Consider the following 15519-nt stretch of genomic DNA (forward strand, 5'->3'; position numbering starts at 1 on the left):
AGGGGGGAGGTAGCCCGGGGCTGTCGGATCGTGGTGCGGGTACAGCTCACCCGCTGCTAATCGCCAGTTTAAGCACAACCGGCCGATTCGCGGTTACACCCGCTCGAGCTGGGGAATCGCGACGGCCTAGTCGAGTTGCACGTACGTGTCGATGAGGGCTGAGCCCTGCCACGTCGGCACGGCCTCGTACGCGATGCGCTCGACCAGCCGACCGCAGAACACAGGAACGCTGATCAGGACCCGGTCCGAGCGCCGCGTGTCGACGGCGTACGCCCCGACCGCGGGCGTGACGAACAAGTTGCGATTGCCGACGGTCCCCGGGTTGGGTATGCCGTAGGCGTGGTGCAGCGCGCACCGAAACTTGTAGATGAAGTCGGCATCGTCCTCGCCGACGCCGTGCTCGGTCAGCAGGCGTCGGAATCGAATCCCGACCTTTTCGTCGCGGTTGGTGGTGGACAGGATGTCCAGCACGATCATGCCCAGCGCGAGACCGATCCACGAGTTGTTGCCTTCCCCGGCTCCCGTGGTTTCGTTGCGACCATTGGCGGTCCGCATATCCCGCAGTGCCAGGAACCACGTGGTGTACGTGTGGGTCTCGTCGAGGTCGCATACCAGCATCGGCCCGGCCCCGGGACCCTTGTCCAGCTCGGTCGTCATCGCGTCACGGTATGCCTCGCGCCGCGAGGGTAAAACTCGTTAACCCTGCGCAGGCGTGCGCACGCGCACGGGGGTCACGAGTGCAAGGTCGATGACGTCGCCGACGCGGTACCGCGGCCGCCCGTGTTCGTCAGGCTTGCGCTTGGCGAGCTTGCCGGCGCGTGCCCACGTGCGCAGCGTGTTCGCCGACAGTTCGCGGCCGAGCAGTTTCGGCAACGCGCGGGCGATCTCCGCCGCGGTCGCCTCGACGTTGCGCGCGGCGTCGAGCAGCTTCTCGCGCCGAGCCTCGACGTCGTGCCGCGCCCCGCATTCACGGCAGGCGACGACGGCCCGTTCGGGCCGGGCGTAGAGGTCGGCCGAGCAGTCCGGGCACGGCCCGCAGTACACGCGCGCGGGTGGGAGGTCGACGGCCCGGCGGACCTGCTCGACGGCGTCGCCGATCTCGTCGACCAGCTCGCCGCCTGCTGGGTGGTGCTCGACCCACGACGGGTGTCGACGTAGCCACGCGGCCATCTCGGGCACGGTGTCGTCGAGGTCGAGCGGTTCCAGCTCGGCGACGGTGAGCGGCGTACCGTCCGGCGCGGTCTCGCCGGTGGGCACCACCCGGTGTAGGCCGTGCGTCTCCCACAGGTCCCGGACCCACGTCGAGAGCACGTTGTGCACGACGTCGCGGACCTCGGCGGCGCCGACGTTGAACGGTAGCCCGGTCTCGGCCGGCCTCGAGCCGACCCGCGGCGGCCCGGTGTTCGCGAGCCGGGCGACGGTGTCCTCGAGGTAGTCGACCAGCTCGGCGACGTCAACCAGGTCGGACCGGAGCCGGCCGAGGCATGACGGGCACACCGTGCCGCCGGTGGTGGCATTGGCGCAGAACGGGACGGCGCACGTATCGATCATGCCGTCGAGCCTCGAGCCGGCTGTGTCACCGACCGGGCGCGACGACTATGCGGCGCCGGCCGCCCGCTCGACCAGCACCCACCCACCGGCGGCGCATGGTGCGCACTCGACACCGTCGACCGAGCCGGCGCCGTGGCATTCGCGGCACACGGCGTCGAACCATTCGTCGCCTTCGACCGAGCGATGCGGTGCGGCGGCGCCGAGTCCGCCGTGCGCCTTGGCCAGCAGACACACGCGGCCGGGCTTGTGCGGGTGTTCGTGTCGACAGTTCACCGGGTCACCGGCGATGAGCGTGCTTCGGGCGAATGCGCGTGCGCTCAACGAACCTTCCTTCGTGTCGAGTCGGGACAGCCTACGACCGGTGCCGTTCATGCGGCCGCGCCGAGCGGCTCGTCGAGTTCGGCCTCGGCCGGGATCGGGAGACCGGGCAGCGCTAGCACGTACTGACCGGTGCCGGCCCACGTGCGGCCGCACCGGACCGGCTCGGTGAGCACGTACGCGCGTGGCACCGTGCCGCGACGGCGAGCTCGGAGCCGGGCGCGGCGCTCGCGTTCGTACTCGGCGTGCGCCGCGGTGCACGCCGAGCAGCGGCACCGGTGTTTCGCGTACCGGGCGTTCGTGCCGTGCGCCGGCCGAACCATCGGCGCGGGGTGTCCGTCCTGCTCGGCGACCGCGGCCCGCTCGTCGGCGTCGAGCCCTCCCCAGATCCCCCACGCTTCCCCGGACACGAGCGCGTCGGCGAGACACAGCTCGCGCACCGGGCACTCGGCGCAGACGGCGCGGCACTGGTCGACCTGCTCGTCGGCCGGGTCGATGAAATCGAGGTCGAGGCGCCCGCGGCACGCTGCGCGCTCGCGCCACGACGTCCGGCGTGTCACTGCGGAGCCTTGTCGATCAGCGGCGCGGCGAGCACGGCCTCGGCGAGCCGACGAAGCCGGTAGGGCAGTAACCCCGCACCTGGTTGCCGCGCGAGCCCCTCGAGCGCGATGCCGAGCCGGCGGCCGAGGTCGCCCTCGACGACGGCCGGCGAGCGCGCGCCGGCCTGGCGCAGCAACGCGGCGAACTGGTCGAGCGCCGACGAGTCGACCGGCGCGGGTCCGCGGTGACCCGCATCGGAGACGTCGGCCGAGCCGGCGTCGACGCGCGCGTGCGCGCGGAGGCGCCGGCGACCGGTCGCCGCGGTGGTCTCGTCGTGGTTGTTCATCGGTTCCCCCTGGTGGTCAACGTGTGGACGCGAGCGCGTCGGCGAGCCGAGCGTCGTGCGCGGGCTGCTTGGTGAGCGGCTTGCCACCGGGACCGGTGCACGGTGCGCCCGGTCGGGCCTTGCACCAGGTGCACGCCACGGCGAGGTAGGCGCGGCGGGCCTCGGCTTCGGCCTCGGCGTACTCGGGATCGACTCCGCGGGTGATGGCGAGTGCCGCGGTGACCCGGGCGACGCCGTCGCGGATGGCGCGCAGGTTCGGCGGGCGCTCGATGGCGCGGGCTCGCAACTGCGCGTTGTGTTCGCGCTCGGCGGCGTCGCGACGGATCGTTCGCCAGTACTCGACGATGTCGGCCGGCATGACGGTCTCGGCGTTGTGCCGGTAGTGCGCTCGGACCGCCGTGCCGGCGACGTCGGCCGGGACGTCGTCGAGGATGCCGGCCCACATCGTGAGCACGTCCGGATCGGGTTGCGGCACCTTCGGATCGACTGCGGAGGCGGCGCCGAGCAAGGTCGCGACTTCGGCCCGGTTCATGCGCGCACCCCTTTAACGAGCTGCTCGGCGTCGACGGGCACGGGCTCGGCGGCGAGCGCGAGCCATCCGCGGACCTTCTCGCCTCGAGCACTGCGCACCGGCGGACGCGCGGCCGGATGCTCGGCGAGCCGGGCGGCCTTGACCGCGTCGTCGTACAGGTGCGGCAACAGACCAGGCCGAGCACCTGCTCGGCGGTTCCACTCGTCGAGCGCGGCACGCAGCGGGACCAGCGCGCCACCATCGCGCAAAATGCCGTCGGCCTGCTTGGCGAGAGCCCGAATCGTCGCCGGTCGGTAGGGGGCTCCGGTCTGGTCCCGCCATGCTGTGACCAGGCGATACGCGTCGGGGTGGGACGCGGTGGCGGCGAGTTCGGCCGCGGTGGTCGTGCCTCGCGTACGCGCGCCCCTACGCGCACGGCTACTACCCCCGTTAGGGGGTAGTAGTTCTCCCTCTCCCTCTACCTCTGGCATCGGGTTGCTACCCGATTGCTCTGGCTCGTGTGTGGCTTCGGCTTTGGCACTTGCTATCGGTTCGGCTACCGGTTTGCCGTCCGGTTCGGTCTGGTCGACCTGGTCCTCGGCGGCGTCGCGCTGCTTGGCCCATCGCTTGGCCGCGCCCTTGCTGCCGGCTTCGCGGCGAGCGTCGCGCAGGGCCTTCGCTTCACCGGCGGAACGCTGGTGCTCGAGGTAGTCGTGCACGATGACGTGCCCGCGGCGCGGCTGTTGGCAGTCTGGGCAGTCGTGCCCGGGGCGGTGCCAGAGCCCGACCTCGACGAGCCGATCAGCGAGCCGCTTCTGCACGCCGGCGAGCCGGACGACGGCGGCCGGCGGGATCTCCCCGTCGGTGAGGTGTTGGCCGGCGTAACAGAGCCCGGTCACGTACAACCAGCCCGCGCCCGGGTCGTCGATCTCGACGAGCTTCGGGTGCAACGGCAGGTCGACGGAGAGCCGGATGTACTCGCGCCGGTCTTGTGCACGAGCGTTCATCGCGCCCCCGCTGCGGCTTCGTACTCCTCGGCGATCATGAAGAAATCGACGTCGAGCAGTGCGGCGACCTGGTCGAGGGTGTCGCCGCGGCGGCGAGCGATCCGGACGACCTCGAACACCTCGCGGTGGTGCAGTTCGTCGTGTGTGCGCCGACCGTTGAGCGCGGCCTCGACGGCGAGCGCGTCGAGCTTGCGCACGGGTGCGGCCGCGGTCTTGGTACCGGGAAATTCGATGATCACGGGTCCCCCTGGGATGGTGCAGTGGCGGACGCGGGCGCGCTTCACCGCGCCCGCCACTGGTCGGTGACGTGCGATTTGCGTTGTAGGGCTTAGAAATTGACAGCCGGGACGCTAAGGCCGATTCGGCGCGGTTTGTGTCCTACCGGACACAACGGGCTGCTTTCACTCGATCGGCGTAGCAAGTCCTCGCCGGGCAATCCACACCCGATTTCGGCTCGCGCGGCGGCTTCGCCTGCGGCTGCGGTATTCACCGCACGGCACGATCAGCCGGCGGGCGGCCCACGTGCCGAGCACGGACGGAAGCACGTTCGGCGAATGCGGCTCGACGTCTTTCGGCACCGCCTTGCGGATGTCCTCGGCGGTGAACGGCCGGCCTGCGCGGACCAGCTCGGCGAGCGCGGCCTCGGCCGCGGCCCGGTAGTCGCGGTTCACGGCGACCGCGGCGGCGAGATTGACCTCTTGCCCGGCGTGCCGGTCGGCGAACCCTAGGGCGAGCTGGTCGGCCATGGCTTGGACCCCTCCCACGGTCGTGACCGAATTTCGCGAGCCCACTCGGCCAGGTCGGCGAGTAGCTCGCGGTGCCCGGACATGTCGTAGACCCGCTCCCCCGGCGTTCGTTCGGCGACTACCGGGCATGTCGGGCACTCCGGGCAGCACGGCGAGCAGTCGGTCGGGTCGCAGCAACCGGCGCCGAGGTGTTCGGCGCAGCAGACGACAACACGGCCCGTCGGCACGAGCGCGGACGCGGTCACGCGGTCACCTCCCGCAGAGCCGAGCGCAGCATCGACAGGTGTTGCTCGGCCCGAACGGCGCGCGCCTTCCACTCGTCGGCCGCGGCGAGCTGCTGTCGGATCTCGCCGAGGGTGAGCCCGTCGAGCGGGTCGACCTCGACCTCGGCGGCCGGCGTGGTCCGGTGTTTGTTCAGGTGCGGCCGGATCGAGTGCATGTTGTCCGAGGTGTAGTTGCAGTGGACGCACCCGTACGTCGTCGAGCCGTCGGCGAGCAGCAACGTTCGCGTCTGTCGCCAGAGCACCGGCGCGCCGCCCTTGGCACGCATCGGCGCCTCGGTCGGCTCGTCGGCGATCACCTCGAGCCCCTTCGCGCTGGTCGCGGTCATCGCTCACCGTCCGCGGTGTCCGCCGGCGCGGCCGGCCAGTCGTTGACGACTTCGGCGTCGACGACGTCCTCGGCGGTGGGCAGGGTGACCGGCGCGGCCGGCGGCGCTTCGGGTGGCGGCCCGTCGGGCTGCCAGACGCGCTCAGCGCTGGTCGGCACCCACTTCGCGAGCTGGTGTGCCGCGCTCTTGAGCCACATCGCTTTGGGGTTCCACTGCCACGGCGAGAACGGCGAGTCGGCGCCCTCGGCCTTGGACAGAATCACGGCGATGTCCTCGGCGGAGAGCACCGAGACGTTGCTCGTCGCTCCGTCGCGCATCTTCGCGTAGGCGTAGGCGAGCACCAGTTCGCCGCGGTTGGCGCGCCAGTTGATCTCATGCACCGGCCGGTCGTGTTCGCCCGGGTTGTACGCGAAGGTGTCGTGTTCGCGCACCACCTCGACCTTGACCGACGACACCGCGCCGGCCCGGTACATGAGTTCCACCTCGCCCTGATATCCGGTGATGCCGAGCACCTCGGGACCGCGCTTGGTCTTGCGCGGCACGAGGTAGTACTGCTCCGTGCCCGGCTCGAGCCCCTTGCGCGCGGCGTCGAGCAGCGCGACGAGCAACGACGTCGGGTTCTTCTCCGCGGCGTTCGCGAGCTGGGGACTCCGGCGCAGTGCGCCGGTAGCGATGCGCAGCCAGGTCTCGGGCTTGATGTGGCTGGGAAGCACGGTCGCGAAGTCCGTGCGGTACTTGAGCACGAGCGCGGCCGGCGAGCTGTCGCGCTGCTGCGCGACAGCCGACGTGACGGTCTGAGTGGTCATGCTGCGGCGCTCACCTTCTGCGGTGTCGAACGGACGGGGACGGGCGCAGCGACGGCGGCGAGTCGCCGGTGCCCGGTACGCGGATGGCGATCGACTCGCCGGCGACCACGGCGCGCCGGCCGGAGCCGAGCGCGTCGAGCACCTCGGCTGCCGCTCGCCGCTTGGTGTTCTCGGCGGCCTTGTGCTCGGCGACCGCGGTCCGGTAGCGCTCGGCGAGCGTCGGGGCGATCTCGATCTCGACGTCGTCAATGAGCGGGTGCAGCGCTCGCACGGTGCGGTAGGTCGCGGTGTGCTCGTCGATGTCCGGGCGTTCGTCGCGATCGAGGGTGTCGAGGAACTCGCGGGCGGCGTCGCGGAGCACGGACACCTCGGCGATGTTCCAGTCGACGACGTACTCGCGGTAGTCCGAACCCGAGATCAAGACGGCGATGTGCGCGCGGGACAGGCCGAGCGTGTCGAGCTGCCACAGGGCTTGCGTCCGGTAGTAGATCGGCACCTCGTCGGTACCCGGCTCGCCCCACTCGTCGGCGTTGTGCGCGGTCTTCACCTCGAGCAGCGCGCGCTCGGTGAGCGTGGACAGCAGCCGATCGGGCGTCGCTACCTGCCACCGACGCGCCCGACTGGCCCACGTGCCGGATCGGCGCACCCGGTACTCGGGATGCGCCGCGGCGAACGCACGGGCGATCGGGTCCTCGAGCCAGCGCCCCCACCGCATGACGTCGTTGTCATCGGCCGGACCGGTGTTGCCCTTTTTCTTGTGCCAGAGCGAAAACCGGCTCTCCCACGGTGAAAGTCCGAGGACGGCGGCCACCTCAGAGCCACCGAGCGCGGACGCGCGTGCGGTGAGCCATTCGGCCGAGCCCGGCTCGAACGTGCCCACCCGGACAGCAGCGGCGCTCATCCGGCCACCCCGGCGCATTCGGGCGTCGAGGCGACGTCGCTGCCGGTTACCTCGAACACCACGTCGAACGGGATGCCAAGTCCCGTGATCGTCGCGGCGATGAATTCGTTTCCGGGCCACTGCTCGCCGTCGAGCACGCGCCCGACGGTGGACTGACTGACGCCGAGACACTTCGCGAGCGCGTACCGCGACCGCAAACCTTTCGCAGTGGCAATCTTGCTCAACGCATCCGGTCGGATGCGGACGTGCGATGTCACTAAACGTTCCCCTCCAGCTTCCGCGTGTAGAAGACGCGAGCCCCCTCGCGAAAGATCGACCATACGGGCAGGTGGGAGGTGCTTTCAACGCTTCCGTGCACGCAAGTATGCGAATGACCAACTTGCGATGGGTGTCGCTACTTCCGCGTGCGGAAGTAGGATGGTGGACCATGAGTGACGGTCAATGGTGGACGTACCTGCAAGCGCAGCTTGAGCAACGCGGATGGAAGCCCGCGCACCTCGCGCGTGCCGCCGGCGTCTCGGAGAGTCGTATTTCCGACTGGCGAAACCGCGGCTCACCACCGACGATCTCGAACGCGCGGGCCGTTGCCGCGGCGCTCGGCGAACCGCTGGTGCCTCTCCTCGTGGGCGCTGGCCTTCTAATGCCGGCCGAGGCGCGACAGAGCCTCGCGGCGTACTCCGTGCACGAGCTGCTCGACGAGATCGGTGCCCGATATGAGGACATCACGAGGCTTGTTCCCGATTCTGGCGTGAAACATCCCACGTTTGACGGAGGTAACCCTCTACAGCTCGTGGCCGACAGCCCCAGTGGGGAACCGATGAGAGTTCAACAAGAACGCGAGTGGCTCAGCGAGGCCGAACGGCCCGACGAACCCGGCCCGGACACCGGCGCCTGACTTCCCACCGCCCGCGTGTTGGGGAGGAACACGCATGGAATGGGGCCGTGCCTACGACCCGTACCGACACGCCGAGTCGCTCGGCGCCGAGGTCGTCGTGTCGTCTGCCGTCACCGGGTGGGGCGACTACCGCGGCGGCCGGATTCGGGTGCACCCGATCTTGAACCAGGCGGAAGCGCGGTGCACCGTCGCGCACGAGGTCGTCCATCACGAGCGGCGCGACGATGTCCTCGGCTACTGCGGCGTGCACTGGCTCGACACTCGGCTCGAGCGACGTGTACACGCCGCGGCGGCGCGGCGGCTGATCGTGGTCACCGAACTGGCCGATGCTCTGAGGTGGTCCGATGAGCCCGATGAGGTGGCCGAGTCGCTCGTCGTCGACATCCGTACCTTTTGCCTCCGGGTGGTCGACCTGTCGCGACGCGAATTCGACGAGCTGCACAAGCGACTCGGCACGTGGGAGCGTCGAGCCCTCGACGACGTCCGCCGCTCTGCGGCGCGACGGTTACGATCGTCCCGGCGAGCCGGCTAGCAAGATCATTTAGCGAGCGTACAACTTTGGGGGTTGCGCTTGCTGATAACCTGCAATCCCGCAGGTGAGCACAGCGCTCGGAGAGCTACACCTGAAAAGCGGAAGGTCGCCGGTTCGACCCCGGCCCTGGCCACGTTCGAAGAAGCCGTCTTGACCCAGGTCAAGGCGGCTTTCTTGTGTCTTGGGGCCGATCTTGGCCGTGGCCGCTGTGACCGCCGTTGGCCGTCGCTTGTTGCACGTGGGTTGCACGGCGGGTCTGGTGCTCCGTGAGCTCGTCCGGGACGCTGCTCGCCACGCCGGGAACCCCGTGCGCTGGAGGTGCTTACCCTGAGCGGATGACCAGCGAACTGTGGGACGCCGAGGCCACGTCCTTCGACGACCAGCCCGACCACGGGCTGCGGGAGCCCGCCGTCCGGGCGGCCTGGTCGGACCTCCTGCTGCCGCTGCTGCAACCGGCCCCCGCGGCCGTCGTCGATCTGGGGTGCGGGACGGGAAGTCTCGCCGTCCTGCTCGCTCGGGCCGGCCACGTTGTGCAGGGTGTCGACTTCTCGCCCGGGATGCTTGCCGTCGCCGAGGAAAAGGCCGTGGGGGTCGAGGTGGACTTCCGTGTCGGTGACGTGGCCGAGCCGCCGTGCCCGCCGGGTGCGTACGACGTCGTGCTCGCGCGGCACGTGCTTTGGGCCATGGCCGATCCGGCCGCCGCGCTCAGCGCCTGGGTGCGGTTGCTGAAGCCGGACGGACGGCTGGTTCTCATCGAAGGCCGGTGGTTCACCGGGGCCGGGATCGCGGCAGAGGAGTGCCGGCGGTTGGTGCTCGCGCACCGGAAGGAAGCCACCGTCACCCGGCTCGACGACCCGGCCCTGTGGGGCGGCCCGATCGAGGACGAAAGGTACGTGCTCGTCAGCCGCGGCTGAGCCAGGATGAGGCCATGTACTGCCTGGAAACCGTCATCGCCGGTGACGAGGTACTGCGGCGCCTGGCCGGGGACGTCGTGGACGCGCGGATCGTTGCGCTCCACGGCTCCCTGTCCCTGCTGCCGATGACCGACGAGTACTTCGACGCGGTCGCCGTCCGAGGGAGTCCGATTTCGCAGGCCCTGCGCGCCCTCGGTGTCCGCCGGGGGTCGCACCTCGACGAGTTCGACGCTGCGGGGCTCGGGCGGCACCGCCGGACCGAAGACTGGCTCGTTACGCCGAACGAGTGAACCGCCGGATCTCGTGTCCGGACCGGCGACCCCGCCCCGACCACCCGGTGAAGGCAGCCACCAAGGGCCGCCACTCACGACACGGGAGCCGGACATGCGTTACCTCCTCACCCTCCACATGAACCCCACCCTCTGGGGCACCCTCACCGACGACCAGAAGAACGCCGTCTACGAAGGACACGGGGACTTCATCAAGCTCGTCACCGAGTCCGGGGAGATGGTCGAGACCAAGGCGCTCGCCGAACCCGCCGACACCAGGACCGTCCGGGTCAAGGGCGGCGAAGCGCAGACCACGGCCGGGCCTTTCGTCGAGTCCGAAGCCTTCCTGTGCGGCTACTACGTCGTCGACGTCGAAAGCGAAGGGCGGGCGGTCGAGCTGGCCGCGAAGATCCCGGACGCCGCCTACACCGCCGTCGAGGTGCGGCAGGTCGTGCACGAAGGTTGACCTCCAGTTAGGTCGAGGGTCCATCATGGATTCCATGACCACCCAAGGGGAATGGGGTATCGGCGCCGTCGATCTCGACGCCTACCTCGAGCGCACCGGGCAGCCGCGCCGGGCGCCGTCCGCCGCCGCGCTGACCGAACTCATGCGGGCGCACGTCCAGGCCATCCCGTTCGAGAACGTCGACGTCGTTCTCGGGCAGCACCAAGGGATTTCGCTCGACGTCGTGAGCGCGAAGCTCGTCGGGCGGCGGCGGGGCGGCTACTGCTACGAACAGAGTGGCCTCTTCGCCGCCGTCCTCGAACAGCTCGGCTACACCGTGCACCGGCTCTCCGCGCGCGTGCAGCCGCGGCGGCCCGGGCCCTACACCCACATGACGCTCGTCGTCGACGTCGACGACCAGCGCTTCCTCGCCGACGTCGGGTTCGGCGCCGGGATCCTCGCCCCCATGCCGCTGGTCGACGGCCACGAGGTCGACCAGGCCGGCTGGCCCCACCGCCTCAAGCAGAACGACGGCTGGTGGACGCTGCAGAAGGGCGACGAGGACATCCTCGAGTTCCGGCTCAACGGCATGCACCCCATCGACTACGAGGTCTACCACCACTACACGTCGACGCACCCGAAGTCACCGTTCACCGGGCGCCTGGTGATCATGACGCTCGAACCCGGCGTCGGCCGAAAGCTGCTCGGCCGGGAGCTCACCGTCGAAAAACCCGATGGCAGCAGCGAAACCACCACCATCGACCCGGGCGAACTCGACGCCACCCTCAAGGATCTCGGCATCGAGCTGACACCGGACGAGCTGGAGCGCCTGAAAACCGTCTACTGACCGAACAACTCGGCCGCCGCCACCGGGCGGCCGAGGTGGTAGCCCTGCGCCTGGTCGCAGCCGAGCGCGCGGAGCAGGTCCACCTGCTCCGCCGACTCGACGCCTTCCGCGATCACCGTCAGGTCCACCGCGTGCGCCATCGCGATGATGCTCGTGACGATCGCCTCCGCGTCCCGCGACTCGGCGATCCCGGTGATGAACGAGCGGTCGATCTTCAGCGTGTCCAGCGTCAGCCGGCGCAGCTGCGCGAGCGATGAATAGCCGGTGCCGAAGTCGTCGATCGCCAGCAGCACCCCCAGGGCCCGCAGGGACGCCAGCACTTCCCCGGCCGCTTCCTGGTCGCGCATCAACGCGCTTTCGGTCACCTCCAGGCACAGCGCGCCCGCGGGCAGCCCGGTGCTCGCCAGCGCGTCCTGGACCGCCGGGACCAGGTGCGGGTCGTCGAGCTGGCGGGTCGACAAGTTGACCTTCAGCGTCAGGCCCAGACCCTGGCGCTTCCGCCGCTCGGCGAGTTCGCGGGTCGTCGCGCGCAGCATCTCCTTGCCGATCACGTTGATCAGGTCGCTCTCCTCGGCCAGCGGGATGAACTCCGCGGGCGAGATCGCGCCGTGCCGCGGGTGCGTCCACCGCAGCAGCGCCTCCACCGCGACCATCTCGCCGGTCCGCAGGTCGACGACCGGCTGGTAGGCGGGCCAGAGCTGGCCATCGTGCACCGCGTCGCGCAGGTCCTGCTCCATCCGCAGCCGCCGCTGCATCCGTTCGCGCAGCCCGACGTCGAAGAAGTGGTGGCGGCCCCGCCCGAGTGTCTTCGCCTGGTACATCGCGACATCCGCGTCGCGCAGCAGGTCCTCGGCACTGCGGCGGTCGTCGCGGCCGACGAGCACCACGCCGGTGCTGGCGTCCAGGTGCAGCTGCCGGCCCAGCACGCCGATCGGCTCGGCCAGCGCCGCCCGCAGGTGCTCGGCCAGCGCGCGGACCTCGCCCGGGTCGGTGACCTCGGCGGTGACGACGACGAACTCGTCGCCGCCCAGCCGGCCGACCAGGTCGTCGCGGCCGGAGCTGCGGCGCAGGCGCTCGCCGACGATCCGCAGCACCTGGTCGCCGACCGAGTGCCCGAGCGAGTCGTTGATCACCTTGAACTTGTCGAGGTCGAGGAACAGCACGGTGACCGCGCCCCGCTCGCGGACGTCGAGCCGGTCCAGCACCAGGGTCCGGTTCGCCAGCCGGGTCAGCGGGTCGTGGGTGGCGTCGTGCGCGAGCCGCGCGCTGATCGCGCGGGTCTCGGTGATGTCGGTGAACGACGTGACCACGGCCAGCGCCGCCGGGTCGTCCGGGTTGAGCAGCCGCGAGGTCAGCGACACCCAGACGTCGCGGCCGTCCGGCCGGCGCAGGCGCACGACCAGGCCGTTGTGCGTCACCCCGGTCCGCCGGGTCTGCACCGACGGCAGCTCGTCCGGCGGGATCCACCGCCCGGACTCGGTGAACAGCACCAGCGTGTGGCAGGGAACGCCGACCAGGTCGGCTTCGGCGACGCCGAGGATCCGGCAGGCCGCCGGGTTCGCGGCTTCGATGAGCCCGGCCGGGCCCATCACCAGGACGCCTTCGTCGAGGGACGCGACCACCGTCCGGTAGTTCTGCTCGGCCCGCCGCCGCGCGGTTTCGTCGGCGCAGACCAGCACGTAGCCGTCGTTCATCTCGGCGGCCGAGACGCGGACCGCCAGCGGCGCGCCGTCCCGCCGCCGGTGCACGGCCTCCGCGACCCCGCCGCCGCGCCGGACGGCGGCCAGGTCGAGGGGCGCGCCCACGAGCTCGCTCGCGCGCCGCCCGACGGCCTCGGCCGCGGTCCAGCCGTACACCGCTTCAGCGGCCGGGTTCCAGCTGGTCACGACGCCTTCGCCGGTGGTCGCGATCAGCGCGTCGCTGACGTGCGACACCAGCGCGGCCTGGTAGCGGAGGGCGTCGGCGGCCGCCTTCTTCGCCGTGATGTCCCGCATCACGACCTGGTAGGCGCCGCGGGCCTGGAGCCGCACCGACACCGTCTCCACGGCGAACTTGCTGCCGTCGAGCCGGGTCATCAGCGCTTCGGCCGGCTCGCTCGCCTGCCCCGGCCCGGTCAGGTCCGCCAGCTTCGCCACCAAGGTCGTCCGGGACTCCTCGGCGACGAAGTCGGTGAACCGCCGTCCGACGACCTCGTCCGCGCAGCGGGCGGCGAACGTCTCCAGGGCGGCGCGGTTGGCGTAGGTGAGGACGCCGTTCTCGTGGACGCAGATCGCGTCCGGACTCAGCTCGACCAGTGCGGCGAGCGAGTCTGCCTCCATGAGCGTTCGTCCCCCATGCGGTCGGCGTGTGGCTCGTCGATTACACCACCGACTCCGGTTCGTGCCTACCCGCCGGAATCCGGTCCCGGCCTGCGGATGCGCGCCGCAGCCGCGGCCCCCAGAACAGCAGCCCGAAGTGCGCGGCGAACGCGTGGCCGAGCAGGGTGACGATCGAGTCGAGGCTCGCCGGGTCGTCGCTCAGCCAGATCACCGCGATGAACGCCTCGGTCGCGGCGAGCGCCAGCAGCCGCGCACGGCCGCCGAGCAGGAACACCAGGGCGCCGGCCGTGGTGAAGAAGCCGTAGCTGACGCCGATGTCGAGCCAGTGGCCGGCCGAGTTCGGCAGCACGTGCGCGCTGATCAGGGCCATCACCGGCAACTCGGTGACGAGCGTGGCCAGCACGTGGCCGGAGAAGAACACGATCGCCACCCGGCGGGCGCGGAACCGGCGTTCCAGCGGTGCGACGGCGATCGCGAAGATCACGACGTAGGCGAGCCAGCCTTCGTCGGACAGCCACAGCGCGCTGGTCAGCAGCGAGGTCAGCGGCCGTCGCCAGAGATTGTGGGCGTCGGTGCTCGACAGCCGCAGGAGCCGTTCGGTCAGGCCCGGGTCGGCGAACTTGAGCAGCAGCGTGGTGCCGAGCAGGACGACCAGGTAGCCGAACGTGAACGGCGTCGCCTTCGGGTTCGGGACGAAGGTCAGGACCGACCACCGGCTGCGCGCGCCGGCGACCGCGGGCATCGGCCGTCCGGCTTTGAGCAGCATGGACCGAGTCTCGGTGGTCATGCTGGGAGTATCACGAGCGCCAGCTTAGAAAACGCTGTGGAGAGTCACTGACTGTCCACAAGAGCATTACGTGACGATTTTTTGCCGGTGCTTCACCCGTTCGGGGGGCTTTTACGGTAAGAATACGGCCACGATGTCGGCCGAAAGGCCTCTCGGGAAGGTCTGTCGGGGTGAACGACGAGGTATCGGTCGCCGAGCTGCTCGTGCGCGAGGGCTGGGGCGATCGTCCGGGACCGGGCCAGTCGCGCTGGCGCGTGGTCGCGGTGATGCTCGCCGTCATCGTCGGTTGCGGGGCCGCCGCGGCGCTGGTCGCCTTCGGCGGCAACGAGCGCCAGGACGCCGCCCCGGTCGACCAGATCCAGGTCATCCCGTTCCCGCAGCGCACCGCCGGGCTGGGCGGTGCCGACCAGGCCACCGACTCGCCGCCCGACGGCGGGATCGGCGGCGGCACCGGCGGGGACGTCGTCACGGCGTCGAACGAGCACCGCGGCACCGTCACCGAGGTGCCCGGCCGTGACCCGGCCACCACCGAATCCGGCGCCACCGGAACCCCGACGCCGCCCACCACGACGGCCGGCTCCGCCCCCGCGACCACGGGCGGCCCGGCGACGAAGCCGACCGGGAACCCGCCACCGTCCGGTGGTCACCCCTCGGCCCCGGCCACCACGCCGCGGACCGAGCCGTCGTGCGTGCTGCTGATCATCTGCTGGTGAGCTCCTCCGAGACGTCGCTGAAGTCCGAGGTGTTCCAGCGCTCCGGGCGCATCACGATCGCGATGTTGTTCCCGTGCGTGCCGTCGGTCGCGTCGGTGTACGCCTCGCTGGCCCACGGCGGCAGGTAGCGCGCGGCCATCTCGTGCCGCTCGGCCTTCGTCATCGGCCACGAATCCACCACCGGGCCCTCGACCGAGACGTACTTGTAGACGCCTTCCTGCTGCTGGACGCAGAGCGCGAACCGGCCGGCGGCCTCGATCAGCCGGGCCTTGCGCAGCCCGGGTGTGGTCATCACGACGAGGTCGCCGCCCGGCTCGTAGCGGTACCAGATCGGCGTGGTCAGCGGCGCCCGTCCGGGCTCGGCCGCGACGCTGAGCACGCCGACCTGCGGCTGAGCCAGGAATCTCTCGCGTTCGTCCTTGGTCATCTTGCGGGCCATCTCGGCCTCCTTAAAGCCATCCGA

23 protein-coding genes are annotated in these 15519 nt (G+C 70.7%); 7 read left to right on the plus strand and 16 right to left on the minus strand.

The genetic code is table 11. The annotated features are described in order from the left end of the window. Positions 1 to 126: 126 nt before the first annotated feature. From ABZW17_RS06460 to ABZW17_RS06520, 13 genes are all read right to left on the minus strand, one after another. On the minus strand, positions 127 to 657 hold the full coding sequence (locus tag ABZW17_RS06460; RefSeq protein ID WP_354810290.1) for a hypothetical protein: 531 nt from the start codon (positions 655 to 657) through the stop codon (positions 127 to 129). A 39-nt stretch (positions 658 to 696) separates the two neighbouring features. Beyond that, positions 697 to 1551, minus strand: a complete 855-nt coding sequence (locus tag ABZW17_RS06465; RefSeq protein WP_354810291.1) for a hypothetical protein — start codon at positions 1549 to 1551, stop codon at positions 697 to 699. A gap of 45 nt (positions 1552 to 1596) precedes the next feature. Further along, positions 1597 to 1872: a hypothetical protein gene (locus ABZW17_RS06470; RefSeq protein WP_354810292.1), complete on the minus strand. Its 276-nt coding sequence runs from the start codon at positions 1870 to 1872 to the stop codon at positions 1597 to 1599. A gap of 47 nt (positions 1873 to 1919) precedes the next feature. Then, positions 1920 to 2429, minus strand: a complete 510-nt coding sequence (locus ABZW17_RS06475; RefSeq protein ID WP_354810294.1) for a WhiB family transcriptional regulator — start codon at positions 2427 to 2429, stop codon at positions 1920 to 1922. Further along, positions 2426 to 2755: a hypothetical protein gene (locus ABZW17_RS06480; protein ID WP_354810296.1), complete on the minus strand. Its 330-nt coding sequence runs from the start codon at positions 2753 to 2755 to the stop codon at positions 2426 to 2428. The genes ABZW17_RS06475 and ABZW17_RS06480 overlap by 4 nt, the downstream gene beginning before the upstream one ends. 16 nt (positions 2756 to 2771) lie before the next feature. Next, a complete protein-coding gene (locus ABZW17_RS06485; RefSeq protein WP_354810298.1) occupies positions 2772 to 3287 on the minus strand; it encodes a hypothetical protein in 516 nt (171 codons plus the stop codon). Continuing rightward, positions 3284 to 4273, minus strand: a complete 990-nt coding sequence (locus ABZW17_RS06490; RefSeq protein WP_354810300.1) for a hypothetical protein — start codon at positions 4271 to 4273, stop codon at positions 3284 to 3286. Before ABZW17_RS06490 ends, ABZW17_RS06485 begins: the two co-directional genes overlap by 4 nt. Then, the gene (locus tag ABZW17_RS06495; protein WP_354810302.1) at positions 4270 to 4512 is read right to left on the minus strand and encodes a hypothetical protein; all 243 of its coding nucleotides are present in this window, start codon (positions 4510 to 4512) and stop codon (positions 4270 to 4272) included. The genes ABZW17_RS06490 and ABZW17_RS06495 overlap by 4 nt, the downstream gene beginning before the upstream one ends. Positions 4513 to 4674: 162 nt before the next feature. Continuing rightward, on the minus strand, positions 4675 to 5019 hold the full coding sequence (locus ABZW17_RS06500; RefSeq protein ID WP_354810304.1) for a hypothetical protein: 345 nt from the start codon (positions 5017 to 5019) through the stop codon (positions 4675 to 4677). Between the two features lie 241 nt (positions 5020 to 5260). Next, positions 5261 to 5629 (minus strand): hypothetical protein, encoded by a 369-nt coding sequence (locus ABZW17_RS06505; RefSeq protein ID WP_354810306.1) that lies wholly within the window; start codon positions 5627 to 5629, stop codon positions 5261 to 5263. Further along, positions 5626 to 6435: a recombinase RecT gene (locus ABZW17_RS06510; protein ID WP_354810308.1), complete on the minus strand. Its 810-nt coding sequence runs from the start codon at positions 6433 to 6435 to the stop codon at positions 5626 to 5628. The genes ABZW17_RS06505 and ABZW17_RS06510 overlap by 4 nt, the downstream gene beginning before the upstream one ends. 10 nt (positions 6436 to 6445) lie before the next feature. Then, a complete protein-coding gene (locus ABZW17_RS06515) occupies positions 6446 to 7336 on the minus strand; it encodes a lambda-exonuclease family protein (RefSeq protein ID WP_354810310.1) in 891 nt (296 codons plus the stop codon). Continuing rightward, on the minus strand, positions 7333 to 7473 hold the full coding sequence (locus ABZW17_RS06520; protein WP_354810312.1) for a hypothetical protein: 141 nt from the start codon (positions 7471 to 7473) through the stop codon (positions 7333 to 7335). The genes ABZW17_RS06515 and ABZW17_RS06520 overlap by 4 nt, the downstream gene beginning before the upstream one ends. A gap of 290 nt (positions 7474 to 7763) precedes the next feature. Here ABZW17_RS06520 and ABZW17_RS06525 point away from each other — a divergent pair, with 290 nt between their 5' ends. The 6 genes from ABZW17_RS06525 to ABZW17_RS06550 all read left to right on the plus strand — a co-directional run bounded on the left by ABZW17_RS06525 (position 7764) and on the right by ABZW17_RS06550 (position 11238). Continuing rightward, a complete protein-coding gene (locus ABZW17_RS06525; protein ID WP_354810314.1) occupies positions 7764 to 8231 on the plus strand; it encodes a helix-turn-helix transcriptional regulator in 468 nt (155 codons plus the stop codon). 34 nt (positions 8232 to 8265) lie between these two features. Then, complete coding sequence (locus ABZW17_RS06530; protein ID WP_354810316.1) at positions 8266 to 8763, plus strand: hypothetical protein; 498 nt, start codon at positions 8266 to 8268, stop codon at positions 8761 to 8763. A 335-nt stretch (positions 8764 to 9098) separates the two neighbouring features. Further along, positions 9099 to 9677, plus strand: a complete 579-nt coding sequence (locus ABZW17_RS06535; RefSeq protein ID WP_354810318.1) for a class I SAM-dependent methyltransferase — start codon at positions 9099 to 9101, stop codon at positions 9675 to 9677. Between the two features lie 14 nt (positions 9678 to 9691). Further along, positions 9692 to 9967 (plus strand): hypothetical protein, encoded by a 276-nt coding sequence (locus ABZW17_RS06540; protein ID WP_354810319.1) that lies wholly within the window; start codon positions 9692 to 9694, stop codon positions 9965 to 9967. 94 nt (positions 9968 to 10061) lie between these two features. Then, on the plus strand, positions 10062 to 10412 hold the full coding sequence (locus ABZW17_RS06545; protein ID WP_354810321.1) for a YciI family protein: 351 nt from the start codon (positions 10062 to 10064) through the stop codon (positions 10410 to 10412). Positions 10413 to 10446: 34 nt separating this feature from the next. Next, positions 10447 to 11238 (plus strand): arylamine N-acetyltransferase, encoded by a 792-nt coding sequence (locus ABZW17_RS06550; RefSeq protein WP_354810323.1) that lies wholly within the window; start codon positions 10447 to 10449, stop codon positions 11236 to 11238. Here ABZW17_RS06550 and ABZW17_RS06555 read toward each other — a convergent pair. Both ABZW17_RS06555 and ABZW17_RS06560 read right to left on the minus strand, forming a co-directional pair. Next, positions 11232 to 13556 (minus strand): EAL domain-containing protein, encoded by a 2325-nt coding sequence (locus ABZW17_RS06555; RefSeq protein ID WP_354810325.1) that lies wholly within the window; start codon positions 13554 to 13556, stop codon positions 11232 to 11234. The two genes, ABZW17_RS06550 and ABZW17_RS06555, sit on opposite strands and share 7 nt — an antisense overlap. Before the next feature lie 40 nt (positions 13557 to 13596). Then, positions 13597 to 14343 carry a rhomboid-like protein gene (locus ABZW17_RS06560; RefSeq protein ID WP_354810327.1) on the minus strand — a complete coding sequence of 249 codons (747 nt, stop codon included), beginning with the start codon at positions 14341 to 14343 and terminating at the stop codon, positions 13597 to 13599. A 170-nt stretch (positions 14344 to 14513) separates the two neighbouring features. Here ABZW17_RS06560 and ABZW17_RS06565 point away from each other — a divergent pair, with 170 nt between their 5' ends. Then, on the plus strand, positions 14514 to 15056 hold the full coding sequence (locus ABZW17_RS06565) for a hypothetical protein (RefSeq protein WP_354810329.1): 543 nt from the start codon (positions 14514 to 14516) through the stop codon (positions 15054 to 15056). Here ABZW17_RS06565 and ABZW17_RS06570 read toward each other — a convergent pair. Then, complete coding sequence (locus ABZW17_RS06570) at positions 15043 to 15495, minus strand: pyridoxamine 5'-phosphate oxidase family protein (RefSeq protein WP_354810331.1); 453 nt, start codon at positions 15493 to 15495, stop codon at positions 15043 to 15045. The genes ABZW17_RS06565 and ABZW17_RS06570 overlap by 14 nt on opposite strands. Positions 15496 to 15519: the final 24 nt, after the last annotated feature.

Origin of the sequence: Amycolatopsis sp. NPDC004625, assembly GCF_040609695.1 — a bacterium.
Classification (GTDB): Bacteria; Actinomycetota; Actinomycetes; order Mycobacteriales; family Pseudonocardiaceae; genus Amycolatopsis.